Below are 12,782 nucleotides of genomic sequence, written 5' to 3'. Positions count from 1 at the left end.
TGACCTCCCGGGTCTCAGCTGACCATGTCGATCAGGTCAGCCTTGGTGTAGTTCGCCGCGTCCTCGGCAGACAGGTGTCCCTGGCTGACGACGAAGGCGATCCACTCGGACTTGGGCGCGTTGACCGCCGGGCGCCCCGCGGCGCCGGCCGGTACGGGCTCGGAATCCGGGGCGGCGGCGGGCGGGGTGTCCGGGCTGGCGTCCGGGTCCCGGGGCGCGGGGGCGGGGGCGCCGGCGTAGGGGGAGCCGTCCTCGTTCACGCGGACGAGCAGCCCTCGCTCGTACCGTTCCGCGATGCCCTCGGGCAGGGGCAGGCTCATCGCGAAGACGGACCCGCCTTCCCCGCGGACGTGGATCGTCTCGGCCATGTCAGGTGTTCCTCGGGACTCGGAAGGCGGTCACGGTCATGGCGACTGACGCCTCCACGATCAGCGAGCCGTCGTTCTGGACGAACCGTCCGGACTCCACCGGGCCGATCCACTGGGTGGCGCTGTTCGCGACGGTGACCGTGAGCGGCCCCTGCCCCGACGCGATGGCGACGGGCTGGGCGCCGGCGAGCAGCGTCGCGGTGCCGGACCCGCCCGAGGCGTTCGACACCCGGAGCAGCGTCAGCTCCGGGAAGGCGTTGGCGACCTGGCCGCCGTTGCCGGCCCCTGAGGTGACCGCGGTCCCTGCCGGGTCGGCGAGGGCTCCGTTCGGGAGGAGGCTGCTGTACGGGACTGCTGTGCGTGCCATGGCTCAGGCTCCAATCAGGCGGCGGGGTTGATGAACGCGGCGGCCAGGTGGTCCGGGCGGACGACCTTGGCCCCGTACAGGGCCAGGCCCTTCACCGCGTCGGAGAACGAGGACTCGGGGCGGTACGCCTCGGTCTTGTTGATCTGCTCGGCGAACGTGATCGCCGCGTTCGTGCCCGCGGTGACGACCTGGGTGTCCCCGGCCGGGTTGGGGATGTTGTTCGACTCGTAGATGTCGAACCCGGCGGCACGGCCGACCATGCCGTTCCGCAGACCGGCGTCCGTACCCGACTCGTTCACCTTGATGAAGCGGGAGTCGAGGAGCAGCGACGCGTAGAACTCGGCGGACACGATCGCGTACCGGCCGGCGGTCGGCACGTTCGCCTTCGTCAGCCGCGTGCGCAGCGGGACGAGGACCTTGTCGTAGGCGTCGGTCGGCGTGGTGTACGTGTCGATCGGCGAGCCCTGGGCGTTCAGGAAGTTCGCCGCCTGGATCTGCGTGTACAGACCGGCCACGTACTGGTCGACGGTGTCGGCGAGGCCGTAGGCAGCCTCGGACATGGCCTGGGGGACGAGGCCGCCCTTGGCCTGGCGGGCGTCGACGTCGTCGATGCTGAACGCCCAGTACTTCGACTGGTCGACGACGAGGGTGCGCTGCCCGGTGGTCAGCTTCTCCGGGGTGATGACGGTGCTGCCGGGGACGTAGGTCCCGATCGCCGGGCGGGACACCGAGGTGATGCGCACGGTGTCGCCCGCCTCGCTGATGTCGCCCTCGTAGTCGCGGTTCACGACGGTGGGGCCCGCGTAGATGAGGTTCTTCCGGACCGCGACGAGCAGCCGCGACGACCAGATTTCGGGAACGAAGTTCCGCACGGACATGGTGATTCCTCCTGGTTACTTTCCGCCCATGAGGTCGTCGAGCCGGCCGTCTTCACGGGCCTTGTCGATCGCCTCGGCGGACATGGACTTGAGGTCTGCTCGGGTGAGCTGCTTCGGCCGGCCCGCCTTGCGCGCTGCCCCGCCGTCGCCAGTGCCCTGGAACCTCTTCGCCGTTGCGGCAGCCAGGTAGGGCTTGGACCTGATGAGCTCGTTGATGGCGTCGGTGACTTCGTCGGCGTCGAGGTCACCGTTCTCGTCGACCTCGAACTGGTCGAGGTCGAGGAACTTGTAGGCGTCCGCGGGGTCGGCGAGCACGCCCTTGGCCGCGGCCTTCACCTCGGCGCGGATGATGCGCTGGTTGGCCTTCGACAGAGCGGCCGTCTCGGCCTGGCGGCGGACCTGCTCGGCTTCGTCGGCGCCGTCCTTCTCGGCCAGCTTCTCGGCCAGCTCTCGCGCCCGGTCCCGCTCGGCCCGCCACTTCCCTTTCATCGACGCCAGGGCTCGCTTGCCCTTGTCGCCCAGCTCGTCGGCGCCGTCCGGGTCCGGCTCGTCGCCTTCCTCGGGCTGGTCGTCCGGCTCGTCGCCCTCGGGCGGCTCCTCGCCTGCGTCTGCGGGCGGGGAGCCCTCCTCGCCGCCGTCGGCGTACAGGGTGAACGGGTCGGCGTAGGGGTGCGCCCAGGCGGGCGCGTGCGCGCGTGAGCGGGCATGGCGGGGCAGGGTGCTGCGGTTCATGAGGACTCCCAGTGCGGGGGCGGGGGCGGGCCCGGGCGTTGCGCGCGGGCGGGTCAGAAGATGTACGCGTGCTGCCGCAGCAGCCGGATCGCATGGGCGCGGTCGTCGGCGATGCGGAAGATTTCCTCGGGCATCAGGCGGGGGGTGCGGCTCACCCGGTACCGCTGGCCGCGGACTTTTTGCAGGTTGCCAGCCCGCTTGCCGGCGATGCCGCGGCTGGTCGTGCCCTCGGTCGTGGCCTGCAGCGTCCGGCCGAAAGCGGTGGCCGTGGCCATGCCGCGGCGCGCGTTGACGACCAGGCCGAGGTCGGCGCCCTCGTCGATGGCCTTGGCGCCGGCCTCGCCGACGGTGCGCTGCCGCTCCTTGTCCGACATGGCGGCGACGACCGCGCGCGGGTCCTGCGCCGTCGGCCGGTGCTCCCGGGTGACGGGCTCCATTCCGCAGTGACAGCGAGGATGCCTCAGGAAGCCCGTGGAGACGCCGTATTCCTTCCCGGCGAGGATGATGCACCGCGAGCACGCCCCGCCCTCCACGACGCGAATGTAGGACGTCACGGCGGGGCGGGCGGCCATGCCGACCAAGTCGGCGGCGCGGCCCGCGTCGGCGACGGCGGTACGCACCATGAGGTCCAGGAGCAACTGCCCGCGGGCCATGGCCTGGACGACCGGGGCGCCGCGGGTCACCATGCGCAGCGCGGTCCACAACGGGACCTGCAGCATGCTGGCGAGCGGCGTTCCGTCGCCCATGATGCCCGCCAGCGCGGCCGGGTCCAGGCGGTCGGACGCTGCCCGGTTCTCGTCATCGCCGAGCAGCGCGTCCAACCACGGTTCCGTCGACCCGGCGGCGGCCAGCTGGGCCCCGGACACGGCCGCGAGGACGCTGCCCAGGACACCCAGCCACGACGGCTGCAGGTTGGAGCGGTCGATCCGCAGCCACGCCGAGCGGGCCGCCCGGGACGCCGCGGCGGCCAGGCGCGCGCGGGCCTCCATGTGCGCGACCGCGGCCGGGCCCGGGCTCATGAGACCGGCTCCGGGTCCGGCTCGTCCTCCGCCTCCGGCCCGCCCGGCGCGGGGCCGGCAGAGGTGGTGAGCTGCCGGGTGATCTCGGATACGGGGTCCATCTCCAGTTCCCGTTCCCGCATCGCGGTAACGTCGGCGACCTCGGTGGGGGTGAGCCCGTAGCGCAGGGCCAGCCACTCGAACGGGAACCCCAGCTGCTTCAGTTTCAGCAGCGCGTCGGCCATCTGCGCGTGCGAGCGGGACTCGGAGTCGGCCCACAGAACACGGCCGGACCGCAGGTTGGCGGCGAGGCCTTCCTGCCCTTTGGCCAGGGCGATCAGCCGCGCGACTTCGCGCAGCCCCTGCCCGAACCACAGCTTCTTCTCGTCGGTTCGCTGAACGAGTCCGGTCTCGGCAGCGAGCAGCGCGTCGGCGCTGAGGTTCGCCATCTTCCCGATGAGGTAGTGCTGCGGGGTCCGGGTCTGGGCGGCGAGGTGGCCGACTGCCACCTCGATAATCCCGGTGTACGCAGCCAGGTTGGCGGCCTGCCACTCGGCAATCTTGGCGTCCTTGCCCGTGATCCACGCGACCCGGTCGATCTGGAACTTGTCGAGGTCGACGGGCTGCTTGCCGATGATCTCCCCGGCGCTGTTCAGCTTCGGGATCATGGGCCGCTCAGCACCCATGACGACGCGCTGCGGGAACGAGGCGTAGTCCGACGCGGTGAACAGCTGCGCCCACAGAAGGTTGATCGCGTCCTGCATCGACGTGACGCCCTCCACGTCGGACATCGGCTCGTCGACGAGCATCGGCTTGTTCGGGAGCTCCACCATCGGTACGACGCCCATGGGGTTCGGCTGCGGGTTCGGCTCGTCGCGGAGCTCCCGCGGCTGCCACCGCTTCATCGCCTCGTCCACGTCCGCTTCCTGCGGGGACTTGTCCTGCTGCTGCAGCGGACGGCAGAACTTCCACACCTCGGTCTTGAGGTACAGCGTGGCGTAGTCCTGGTTGCCGTCCTGCCACCGCTTCAGTGCGGCACGGCGCAGGCGGCGCGACCCGGGCTCGTAGGCCACGATCGACTGCGACGCGTCCTCGAAGGTGACCACGGGCATGTCCGGGTCGTCAGGGTCGCCCCACACCAGGACGAAGCACCGGGCCCCGGTGACCGCACCGAGGAAACCGAGCTGCGAGTCCACGTCCAGTCCGTTGACCTGCCAGACCTTCCACAGCTCCTTGTCCGCGGACGTCTCCCCGTCAGCCTGGAACCCCGTGACGGTCAGCCGCTCAACGGGGGAGTCGGCCACCACCTGCGTCCAATTGTCGGAGAAATCCTTGTACCGGTCCCCGTGGAACTTCGCGAACTCGGCCGAGGCGAACTTGAGTCGGTGTTGGCCCCGGTAGTACGCGTTGTGCCGGTCGATACTGCCGCGCCGCCGGATCAACTCGTTCTCCAGCAGCGCGACCAGCTGGAGAGCCTGCCCCTCCGTAGCCATGAGCCCTCCCTATCCGCCGTAGTAGTAGGACGTCTCCAGCTCGGCGAGGCCGGCCGCGATGACGTCACCGAGCGCTTCGTGCGCAAGGATCGATGGGATGGTGGCGTCGATCTTCTGCGTGGGCGACGCCTTGCGAAGCACGTACCGGTCCATCGGCCGCGCCGCCGCCCGGGCGTTCGCGATGTGCGACGCGGTGATCTCGCACCCGTCGTGCGTGAACGCGGCACCCTCCGAGTTCCGCTTGATCACGTCGGTCTTCAGCCGCTCGCACGCGGAGTGCATCTGCACGATCCGGCGAGTGTGCCAACGGATCACCCGCTCCTCGCCGTACAGGTCCACCCATTCGTCGATCTCCGTGTCCCAGTACGGCGGATCCGCGTACAGGCGAACCACGTCGTACCGACGCATCAGCTGATCCATTGCCGCGCGAACCTCAGCCCGCGGCACCTGCCCGCCGGTGTCGGCCGGGTTCCAGATCGTCGGCGCGTCGTCCGGCCCATACATGGGGGTGAACTGGTAGCCGTCCATTGTCTCGGCACGGATCGCTGTCCAGTCATCCGAGTCGGACCCGTCGAACCCGAGGACCACCCGGGTCATCGGCCGGACCCGCCGTGGGGCAACCTTGGCCGCCCATTTCGCCGCGTCCAGCCAGGCCGCGGAGCCGGCCACGCACCGGTTGCCGAAGAACCGTTCGGCCTGCGCCGGGTCCTTCTCCATGATCTCGGCGGCCTCGGCCTCGATCGCGTCGAGGTCGACGTGGCTGCTGCCCGCGTAGACCACCGTGTGGATCTTCCGGCGGTCCCGCTTGTTGCCGTAGGACAGCGTCTTCGGTGCCTGCGGGTGGTACCGGAAGATGTCCAGGGCCTTCGCCTCGGACGTCGTCTGCGCGACGCTGTTCTCCGAGGGATCCCACCCGTTCGTCGTCTCCATCGACCGGCCGCCCATGCCGGCCGTACCGCGGCGCTGCGTCTCGGCAACCCGCCGCAACTTGTTCGCCGTGGTGTACAGGCCGGTCTCGTCCTGCATCGCGAAGATGATCGGGTTGCCGAGTCGGCTGAGCGCGCTCGATGTGACGACGTCGATACGGCCCTGCTCGCCGACCCGGGTGAACTCCTCACCCACGCGCAGCTGCTCGGACAGCGGGCCGCGGCGGACCATCGACTGAAGCGGCCGGTAGACGTTCGCCACCTGGTCCTCGGACGTCGCCGTCAGCTGGCTCTGAGGCGTCGGCCACGGCGTGCCCATCGGCTCGCCCGGCTGGTAGTCGTACCACCAGCCGCAGCTGCACCCGTGCTCGGAGCACCGGTACCGCTCGCCGCCGCGCGCCCACCCGTTGAAGACCACCGGTCCGGCCGCCTCGGCCAGCACGATCGTCGCCGACCACGGGCCCTTGCCCGTCTTCTGAGGCGCCACCACCTGGCTGCGGCGGTACCGAAACGCGGGCGCCAGCTGACCGACCACTGCGGTCGGCTTCACCCGGTAGTGGTTGACCGTGCACCACAGCTGCCACGGGTACAGCTCCATGTCCTCACCCGCACGGAACCCGTCCGGGATCGGGCAATGGCGCTCGATCCAGTCCGGGACGACCCACAGCGTGGGGAAGTCAACGACGAACTCGGCCCCGGCGTCAGGCCCCATCGCCACTGGGCACGACCTTCAACCGGTCCCGGGCAGACGGGCGCCGCACCGGCGGCGCGCTCTCCGGCCCGGCGGCGGGCGGCTCGTCCGCGGCCGGGGCGATCCTCCACCGGTTCCGGTTCATGCCCGCCACGCTCAGCCCAAGGCTGTCGAGGTAACCGCGGACCATCTTCTTGATGTCGACCCGGGCGTCAGGACGCTCAACCTCGGCCAGCGTGCGGACGAAGAGCGCCACCTCCAGCTCCTGGCCCATGTCCTCCCACGCCAGCGCCTGCGGCTTGGCCCACAGGTCTTCCCACAGCTCCAGCTCCCGGCCGGTCGGCTCCGTCAGCGGCCACTCCGGGGGGTCGCCCGGCCGGCCCTCGGCGGGCAGCGTCCGCCACCCGCCCTTCTCCATCGACGCCGCGCTCTTCAACGACCGCGGGTCCGGCGGCGGCCCGGACACCGCACGTGCTCCACCACGAGGCATGACGATCACTCCTTCAACGCCGCATTGCGCGGCACCGATGCCGTCACCTTGCGTGACGGCGGTGGACCCTATGAACCCGGCGGACCACCGAGCGCCCTCCCCCGCGTCTGGGACCCCCAGGTCAGCCGGGGGTACCCCCCTGGGTCGGGTCGCTCAGCGTGACGAGGCCGGTCAGTGTCCGAACGTCTCGCGTGCGGTCTTCCGCGAGTGATGCCTCTTGGACATGGCCTGCCAGTTCGTGGGGTCGAAACCGCGCGGCCCGAGCGGACCGAGGCCGTCGATGTGGTCGACCTCGGTTGCCAGGTCGCGCTGCAGTGGCAGCAGGGCCGAGCACTCGTCGCACTCGCAGTACGGGTGGTCGCGTAGGTATGCGGTGCTGGCGTTGCGCCAGGCGGTACCTCGTCCTGCGTTGCGGTGGGCGGGCCTCGCCTGGGTGGCCTTGGCCTGGCATGGGGTGCATCGACCCTGGGGGGTGAGGGTCGGACAGCCTGGTGTCGGGCAGACCTGCATGGCCCTACGCGTGGGCACGCCGTATCTCCTGGGGGAAGCAAGCGCCCTCGTATGCCATCCGCATCCTGCCCTGCAGCTGCATCACAGCTCCCTGGAGTCGTGCCATGTTCGCCAGGCACTCGTTGCTGTGGTCCCTGCCTTGCGTGAGAAAGCCAGGGTCACAGCACGGCATGCCGAGGACGATGCGCTGGGGGAAGCGTCCGTAGAGGTACGCGGCCCGTGTGCGGTGGATGTGGCGCAGCGTGCGGTCGCGGTTCGGGTAGACGGGCACAGTCGCCTCCTGGCGCTTCAGGCGATGGGGATGTCAACGACGATCATGGCTGGGCCATCGCCGTACTTGATCTTGTGTCCGCCGGGCTCGGACAGGTAGAGGGTGGCGGTGATGTCGTGCAGACCGAGGCGGAGTTCGAGCACGTTGCCGGGGTCGAGTCCGAGTAGCTGGCAGATGTCCCGCAGCGTGTCCCTGGAGACGTGGGCGGGGATGGTCGGGAGCTGAACTGTGGTGGGCTGACTGTCGGCCACGGTGTCCTCCAGGCATGCGTGAGCCCGGCCTGCATGGTGCCGGCCGGGCTCGAATGGAACTGGGCTACGACCGCCACTCGCTGCGGTAGTCGGGGTGGTCGGCGTACACAGTGGCGAAGGCCGTGAGGACAGGCGAGGTCTCGGGGTAGCTGTCCCAGCCGCCCATCATGCGTCGGCGCTCAGCGACGAAGCGTTCGTAGTCGTCGAGGAGTGCCCGCTTCGCTTCGACCTCGGCAAGAACGCGGGCCGGGTCATGGCGCTCCATATGCCGGGAGATGGCACTGTCGTTGGTGAGGACGAGATCTTCCTCTTCACCGATGTTGAGGGCCCCTGACCACTGCTCGTACCACTTCGGCCCCGCGTCGTTGTGGTCGGCGTAGGCGTTGCGCGCGTAGTCCTCGTCGTCCTGAAGGCGTGCCCGCAGGAAGTCCAGTAGTTCACGGCTCATGTTGCCCAGTCTCTCGCGGTCAGCCCTTGGGGTCGGGGCAGTTCATGAGGATGGCGGGCCAGGTGTCGCCCTTGATGCGGCCGCCGGTGTAGATCTGCGAGGCCTGCTCGTCCTTGGCCCACTCGCCCATGCACACGTAGGTCTTGTCGCTGTCGCTGCGGACGACGGTGATGCCGTAGTTGAGGAACTGGTCGCCGATGGTCTTGGCGTAGTCCTGGATGGCGGCCTTGGCCTGGGCGACGGTGGCGTCGGGGACGACGAGGTCGACTCTGCCGAGCTTCGTCTTCTCCTTCTTGTTGACCACGGTGTAGGCCGGGGGCTTCGGTGTGTCCACGGTCTTGCCCTCCTGGTCGTCGCTGCTGCCGCATGCGGTGAGCGTGGCGAGCAGGCCGGCCGTGATGAGTGCGGCGGTGGTGCGGGTGCGCATGGTCCCCCCTGGGACTGAGTGGTGAAAGGGGCCACGCTTGCACATGTGGGGGTGGAGTGAAGGCGGGGTGACTGTCCTGTGACACGAAGGAGGCCCCGTCCGTGGGGCGGGGCCTGGTGTCCGGGCATGCCGGATCTGCGCCCCATGATGCCGGTGTTGGTGGCGGTGCGCAACTATGGGTGTCGCTGGGCGTGGGTGAGCCCCGCCGACGGGGGACGGCGGGGCTCGGGGTCAGGCTACTGCCCGGGTGGGACAGCGGGGGTTACTTCGGCTTGGCGGCCTTCTCCGCGGCGCGCTTCTGCTGGCTGCTCTCGTTGCGCTTGGCGAGGTCGCCGATGCTGATGGTCTTCTCCAGTGCCATGATGCGGGTCCTGTCTCGTGAGGGATGGGGCCCGGGGCGGCCGGTCGCCTGGCAGTGAGTCGGCCGCCCACGGGTAGACCGGCGGTAGATCCGCCGGGAGATCGCGGTAGATGACGCGGTAGATGTGCAGGTCAGGCGGCGGTAGACGCGGTGGGAGATGCCCCCGCGGGCTCGGGGCCGGGGAGGGGCGGAAGCTGCGCTCTGACGACCCCCCGGCTGGCCCCCCGTCCGCCGGTCTTGAGCCTCATCTCCACGGGGATGTTGAGGGCCTCCAGGCGGGCCCTCAGATCGGCCACCTTCCAGCCCTTCCCGTGGCCCTTCACCTGGAGGTGCTGGAGGAGGTCGGAGAGGTACATGGAGGGGCGGTCGCCGAGGGCCTCGTACAGCAGCCGGAGGACCGCCTCGCGGGGGTCCGGCTCGGGCCCCTCGGGGACCTTCTCCGGGGCGGGCCCGGTGGCCTCGCGACGGGCGGCGCGGAGGGCCGCCCAGCACCACACGGGGACCAGGGCCCAGAGCAGCGCGGGTGCGGCGCGGACGACCCGCCACAGGGCGTAGGCCCCGGCTCCGACGATGACGGCCCGGAGGATGCAGCCGAGGACCGCGGCGAGACCGGTGAGGTCGGCGCGGCGGCCGGCCCGGATCCAGGCGGCGGCCCGGTCGCCGATCCGGGCAAGGAGAACGCTGCTGCCGGTGGAGAGGCGCTGCGCGGTGGCGGCCCGGGCGGCCCATGCGGCCGCGGCCCGCTTCACGCGCCGCCTCCGTTGCCGAGGCTCGCGCCCCACGCGCCCACGTAGTTCGCGGTCTCCGGCAGGAAGGTGAGCTGCGCAGCGATGCCGGGCAGGAATCCAAGGACCGCCCCGGTCACGATGCCTCCGACGATGCGGCGTTTGTCCTGCTTCCCGGAGACCTTGAAGACGAGGGCGACGACGAAGAAGACGAGGGCGACGACCACGCCACCCGCAGGGTCCAGGGCGCCCATTCGGCGCGACGCGAGGGCTGCCGCGCCGGTGCCGACGAGGCTGCCCACGGCGGTGTCGCCGCCCTTGGACAGGAGTCCGGCGATCCCAGCGGCGCCCCACCCGAGCGCGCCGCCGGCGCACACGGTAGCGAGGGATCCGAGCAGCCACCCGGAGCCGAAGGGGAGCAGTGCTTTCGGGTCGCGGCCGCCCTTCCACCACGGCCGGAAGTTCGCATAGAGGATGGCCAGGGCGGCGGCTACTCCGGCGAGGCTGAGGCCGGTTGCGGCGTTCATCGGGTTACTCCAGTGATCCAGGTGACGGGGTCGTAGAGGTCGATGGCGCCGGCCAGGCCGACGATGCTGACGGCGAGGAGCAGCAGGCGCAGGACGGTGCCGCCGCCGGTGGTGATGCGGATGACGGCGATGGCGAGCGGGGTCAGGGCGAGGGTGTAGGCGGCGCTCGGGCCTCCCTCGGCACGGGCTTCGGTGACGCAGCTGGCCCACAGCGTGGCGACGCTGTCCCCGCCGAAGAGGGGCAGGAACGCGAGGGTGAGGGCCCCGCACACCTGCCAGGGGCGGCCGATCGTGCGCAGCCACGCCCACAGCCGCTCCCAGCGGGTGGGCTCCGGGGGTTCCTCGTAGGGGATGACGACGTGGACGTGGATCTGCGGGTCGGGCGGCGGTGCGGGCGCGGGCGGGGCGACAACGGCCGGCGGCGGGGGTGGCGGTGGTGCGGCCTGCTGCCACCAGGGCGGGAGTTCTCCGGGGAGCGGGCCGCGGTCGGGCAGCGGGGCGCCGGCCGGGATGATCCGGGTCGGGGTGATCGGGCGGTCGGCCACGGTCGTTCCTCAGTGCGGGATGGCCGCGGCGAGTGCGGCGAGGGTGGTGATGAGGGCGAGGGTGGTGAGGATGCGGGGCACGGCGTGGAGGACGAGCGCGCCGAGGATGAGGAGGGCTCCGAGGGCGGTGACCGCGAAGAACCAGCCGAGGACGGCGGTCACAGGAAGCCGCCTTCCATGGGGCGCGCTTCGCCGTCGGGCTTGCCGGGCTTCTCGCGGCTGAGGACGGTGCGGACGTACCCGGGCTTCACGGTGAGGCGGTTGATGCGCTTCACGCGGTCGACGATGTCCGCGGACGTGAAGCCGCGCGGCCCGAGGGCGTCGACGGCGTCGAGGACGGCTTGCTTCTTCGTGATGGCCAGCGGGTTGACCTGCGGCGCATCATCCGCATCATCGGGCGCATCATCCGTGTCATCGCGTTCGAGGGTGATGTGCGCGGACCTGTTGCCGAGGACGAGGGCGACCTGCACGGCGTCGACGATCACGCCGTAGGTGACGAGGAGTGACGCCAGTTCGGCGGGGGGCGTATCAGGGTGCGCATCATGGGCGATGCGGATCGCGTCAGCCGGGTCCATTTCGGCGAAGCGGCGCCGCAGCACCTCGGTGGCCGTGTGCCGGGCGGGGGTGGCCGGGGTGGGCTCGGGCGGGAGCGGCGGCCCGTGCTCGATGTGGTGGACGGCTCGGGCTTTGACGGTCTTCCCGGCGAGGCGGGGTGCGAGAGCCCAGGCCCATCCGCCGAACGCGGGGAGCCGGTAGGGCTGCTCGGTGCGGGCCGCTCGGGCGTCGGCCCGTGGTCCGGCCCAGGACAGTTCGGAGAGCAGCAGCAGGCCGACAGTGGGAATCGCGAAGAGCAGGAATGCGGGGGTGCCGCCGTCGATGAGCTCGGCGTGGAACCGGTTGAGGTAGACGGACACTCCGGCCATGCCGACGGCGGTGAGGCGGGCTCCGAATGCGGATCGGCCGGCGGCGGATGCTTCGGAGGCGAGGTGGAGGCAGGCGTAGGCGATGCCGTCGAAGACGAGGAACACGGCGACGGCGATGATCTCGGGGGCGTCGTAGTGGCGGGCGACGGCGTACAGCGACCAACCCGTAGTGGCGAGTGCGGCCAGGGACACGATGGTCAGGGCGAAGCGCCAGGCGTTGCGGGACATCACAGCCCCCTCGCGGCCTGGAGGATGCGGAGGGCGTAGGCGTCGGCGGTCTCGCCGGGGTGGATCGTGGGGAGGGCGCGGGCGGCCTGTTCGGTGGCCTCGATGGCGATGACCATGGGGACGCCGTCGGTGAGGACGTAGGCGCTCGTGTCCAGGGTGGCGTTGAGGGTGTCGAGGGTGAGGGGGGTGAACGGGTCCTCGGACTGGAGGCTGCTCGCCACCGCGGTGAGGATCTGGTTCGCGCGGGACGGCTCGGTGAGGAGCCTCCGGAGCTCGGTGTCGATGTGGTTCGTCACGCGGTCACCGCCGGGCGGCCGGCGAGGACGCGGCGCAGGGCCTCGTCCATGTCGGGGTCGCTGTCGGTGGGGTGGTGGAGTCCGAGGGTGCGGCGGTCGCGGCGGCGGATGGACTCCCCGTTGGCGGCCTCCCTGGCGTCGGACTCCTCGGTGAGGGTGCGGCAGGGGGCGCAGTGCGTGTTGTGGTGCGCCATCGCGAGGTCGGCGTAGCCCATGGGCGGGGCGGCCGGGGTGTGGATACGATCCATGAGGCTGTCCTCCTGGTGAGATCAGGTGGGTGGCTGGCCCCGACCGGAGTTACCGCTCCCGTCGGGGCCGTTGTGCATT

19 protein-coding genes are annotated in these 12,782 nt (G+C 70.9%); all 19 read right to left on the bottom strand.

The genetic code is table 11. From position 1 onward, the window contains the following. Positions 1-14 precede the first annotated feature (14 nt). Entirely contained in the window at positions 15-368 is a 354-nt protein-coding gene (locus tag ABZ172_RS05045) for a hypothetical protein (protein ID WP_356880324.1), read from the bottom strand. 1 nt (position 369) lies between these two features. After that, positions 370-735 carry a hypothetical protein gene (locus ABZ172_RS05040; protein WP_356880322.1) on the bottom strand — a complete coding sequence of 122 codons (366 nt, stop codon included), beginning with the start codon at positions 733-735 and terminating at the stop codon, positions 370-372. 14 nt (positions 736-749) lie between these two features. Next, on the bottom strand, positions 750-1,613 hold the full coding sequence (locus ABZ172_RS05035; RefSeq protein WP_356880320.1) for a P22 phage major capsid protein family protein: 864 nt from the start codon (positions 1,611-1,613) through the stop codon (positions 750-752). 15 nt (positions 1,614-1,628) lie between these two features. Further along, positions 1,629-2,345, bottom strand: a complete 717-nt coding sequence (locus ABZ172_RS05030) for a hypothetical protein (protein ID WP_356880319.1) — start codon at positions 2,343-2,345, stop codon at positions 1,629-1,631. 53 nt (positions 2,346-2,398) lie between these two features. After that, positions 2,399-3,364 carry a hypothetical protein gene (locus ABZ172_RS05025; protein ID WP_356880317.1) on the bottom strand — a complete coding sequence of 322 codons (966 nt, stop codon included), beginning with the start codon at positions 3,362-3,364 and terminating at the stop codon, positions 2,399-2,401. After that, entirely contained in the window at positions 3,361-4,836 is a 1,476-nt protein-coding gene (locus ABZ172_RS05020) for a phage portal protein (RefSeq protein WP_356880315.1), read from the bottom strand. Before ABZ172_RS05020 ends, ABZ172_RS05025 begins: the two co-directional genes overlap by 4 nt. A 9-nt stretch (positions 4,837-4,845) precedes the next feature. Then, positions 4,846-6,474 carry a hypothetical protein gene (locus tag ABZ172_RS05015; RefSeq protein WP_356880620.1) on the bottom strand — a complete coding sequence of 543 codons (1,629 nt, stop codon included), beginning with the start codon at positions 6,472-6,474 and terminating at the stop codon, positions 4,846-4,848. Next, complete coding sequence (locus ABZ172_RS05010) at positions 6,464-6,943, bottom strand: hypothetical protein (protein ID WP_356880313.1); 480 nt, start codon at positions 6,941-6,943, stop codon at positions 6,464-6,466. Before ABZ172_RS05010 ends, ABZ172_RS05015 begins: the two co-directional genes overlap by 11 nt. Positions 6,944-7,114: 171 nt before the next feature. After that, positions 7,115-7,471 (bottom strand): hypothetical protein, encoded by a 357-nt coding sequence (locus ABZ172_RS05005; protein ID WP_356880311.1) that lies wholly within the window; start codon positions 7,469-7,471, stop codon positions 7,115-7,117. A 270-nt stretch (positions 7,472-7,741) separates the two neighbouring features. After that, positions 7,742-7,975 carry a hypothetical protein gene (locus tag ABZ172_RS05000; RefSeq protein ID WP_356880309.1) on the bottom strand — a complete coding sequence of 78 codons (234 nt, stop codon included), beginning with the start codon at positions 7,973-7,975 and terminating at the stop codon, positions 7,742-7,744. A gap of 64 nt (positions 7,976-8,039) precedes the next feature. Continuing rightward, the gene (locus ABZ172_RS04995; RefSeq protein WP_356880307.1) at positions 8,040-8,423 is read right to left on the bottom strand and encodes a DUF6221 family protein; all 384 of its coding nucleotides are present in this window, start codon (positions 8,421-8,423) and stop codon (positions 8,040-8,042) included. Positions 8,424-8,442: 19 nt separating this feature from the next. After that, positions 8,443-8,850 carry a hypothetical protein gene (locus ABZ172_RS04990; RefSeq protein WP_356880305.1) on the bottom strand — a complete coding sequence of 136 codons (408 nt, stop codon included), beginning with the start codon at positions 8,848-8,850 and terminating at the stop codon, positions 8,443-8,445. A gap of 492 nt (positions 8,851-9,342) precedes the next feature. Then, positions 9,343-9,960 carry a hypothetical protein gene (locus ABZ172_RS04985; protein WP_356880303.1) on the bottom strand — a complete coding sequence of 206 codons (618 nt, stop codon included), beginning with the start codon at positions 9,958-9,960 and terminating at the stop codon, positions 9,343-9,345. Next, entirely contained in the window at positions 9,957-10,463 is a 507-nt protein-coding gene (locus tag ABZ172_RS04980) for a hypothetical protein (RefSeq protein ID WP_051800407.1), read from the bottom strand. The genes ABZ172_RS04985 and ABZ172_RS04980 overlap by 4 nt, the downstream gene beginning before the upstream one ends. Further along, positions 10,460-11,008, bottom strand: a complete 549-nt coding sequence (locus ABZ172_RS04975; protein WP_356880301.1) for a hypothetical protein — start codon at positions 11,006-11,008, stop codon at positions 10,460-10,462. The genes ABZ172_RS04980 and ABZ172_RS04975 overlap by 4 nt, the downstream gene beginning before the upstream one ends. A gap of 9 nt (positions 11,009-11,017) precedes the next feature. Next, complete coding sequence (locus tag ABZ172_RS04970) at positions 11,018-11,170, bottom strand: hypothetical protein (RefSeq protein WP_356880299.1); 153 nt, start codon at positions 11,168-11,170, stop codon at positions 11,018-11,020. After that, on the bottom strand, positions 11,167-12,159 hold the full coding sequence (locus ABZ172_RS04965; protein WP_356880297.1) for a hypothetical protein: 993 nt from the start codon (positions 12,157-12,159) through the stop codon (positions 11,167-11,169). The genes ABZ172_RS04970 and ABZ172_RS04965 overlap by 4 nt, the downstream gene beginning before the upstream one ends. Next, the gene (locus ABZ172_RS04960; RefSeq protein WP_356880296.1) at positions 12,159-12,455 is read right to left on the bottom strand and encodes a hypothetical protein; all 297 of its coding nucleotides are present in this window, start codon (positions 12,453-12,455) and stop codon (positions 12,159-12,161) included. The genes ABZ172_RS04965 and ABZ172_RS04960 overlap by 1 nt, the downstream gene beginning before the upstream one ends. Next, positions 12,452-12,703: a hypothetical protein gene (locus ABZ172_RS04955; RefSeq protein ID WP_356880294.1), complete on the bottom strand. Its 252-nt coding sequence runs from the start codon at positions 12,701-12,703 to the stop codon at positions 12,452-12,454. The genes ABZ172_RS04960 and ABZ172_RS04955 overlap by 4 nt, the downstream gene beginning before the upstream one ends. Between the last annotated feature and the right edge of the window lie 79 nt (positions 12,704-12,782).

Origin of the sequence: Streptomyces sp. NPDC006296 (assembly GCF_040613235.1) — a bacterium.
Taxonomy (GTDB): Bacteria; Actinomycetota; Actinomycetes; order Streptomycetales; family Streptomycetaceae; genus Streptomyces.
The sequence above is the reverse complement of the archived record's forward strand: the minus strand, read 5'-3'. Positions and strand labels throughout refer to the sequence as shown.

Excerpts from the sequence above, each read along its gene's own strand:
- ABZ172_RS04955 (WP_356880294.1), bottom strand. The coding sequence starts at position 12,703 with ATGGATCGTATCCACACCCCGGCCGCCCCGCCCATGGGCTACGCCGAC.
- ABZ172_RS04995 (WP_356880307.1), bottom strand. The coding sequence starts at position 8,423 with ATGAGCCGTGAACTACTGGACTTCCTGCGGGCACGCCTTCAGGACGAC.
- ABZ172_RS05015 (WP_356880620.1), bottom strand. The coding sequence starts at position 6,474 with ATGGGGCCTGACGCCGGGGCCGAGTTCGTCGTTGACTTCCCCACGCTG.
- ABZ172_RS04965 (WP_356880297.1), bottom strand. The coding sequence starts at position 12,159 with ATGTCCCGCAACGCCTGGCGCTTCGCCCTGACCATCGTGTCCCTGGCC.
- ABZ172_RS05025 (WP_356880317.1), bottom strand. The coding sequence starts at position 3,364 with ATGAGCCCGGGCCCGGCCGCGGTCGCGCACATGGAGGCCCGCGCGCGC.
- ABZ172_RS05045 (WP_356880324.1), bottom strand. The coding sequence starts at position 368 with ATGGCCGAGACGATCCACGTCCGCGGGGAAGGCGGGTCCGTCTTCGCG.
- ABZ172_RS05035 (WP_356880320.1), bottom strand. The coding sequence starts at position 1,613 with ATGTCCGTGCGGAACTTCGTTCCCGAAATCTGGTCGTCGCGGCTGCTC.
- ABZ172_RS05040 (WP_356880322.1), bottom strand. The coding sequence starts at position 735 with ATGGCACGCACAGCAGTCCCGTACAGCAGCCTCCTCCCGAACGGAGCC.
- ABZ172_RS04980 (WP_051800407.1), bottom strand. The coding sequence starts at position 10,463 with ATGAACGCCGCAACCGGCCTCAGCCTCGCCGGAGTAGCCGCCGCCCTG.
- ABZ172_RS05020 (WP_356880315.1), bottom strand. The coding sequence starts at position 4,836 with ATGGCTACGGAGGGGCAGGCTCTCCAGCTGGTCGCGCTGCTGGAGAAC.
- ABZ172_RS04990 (WP_356880305.1), bottom strand. The coding sequence starts at position 8,850 with ATGCGCACCCGCACCACCGCCGCACTCATCACGGCCGGCCTGCTCGCC.
- ABZ172_RS05030 (WP_356880319.1), bottom strand. The coding sequence starts at position 2,345 with ATGAACCGCAGCACCCTGCCCCGCCATGCCCGCTCACGCGCGCACGCG.
- ABZ172_RS05010 (WP_356880313.1), bottom strand. The coding sequence starts at position 6,943 with ATGCCTCGTGGTGGAGCACGTGCGGTGTCCGGGCCGCCGCCGGACCCG.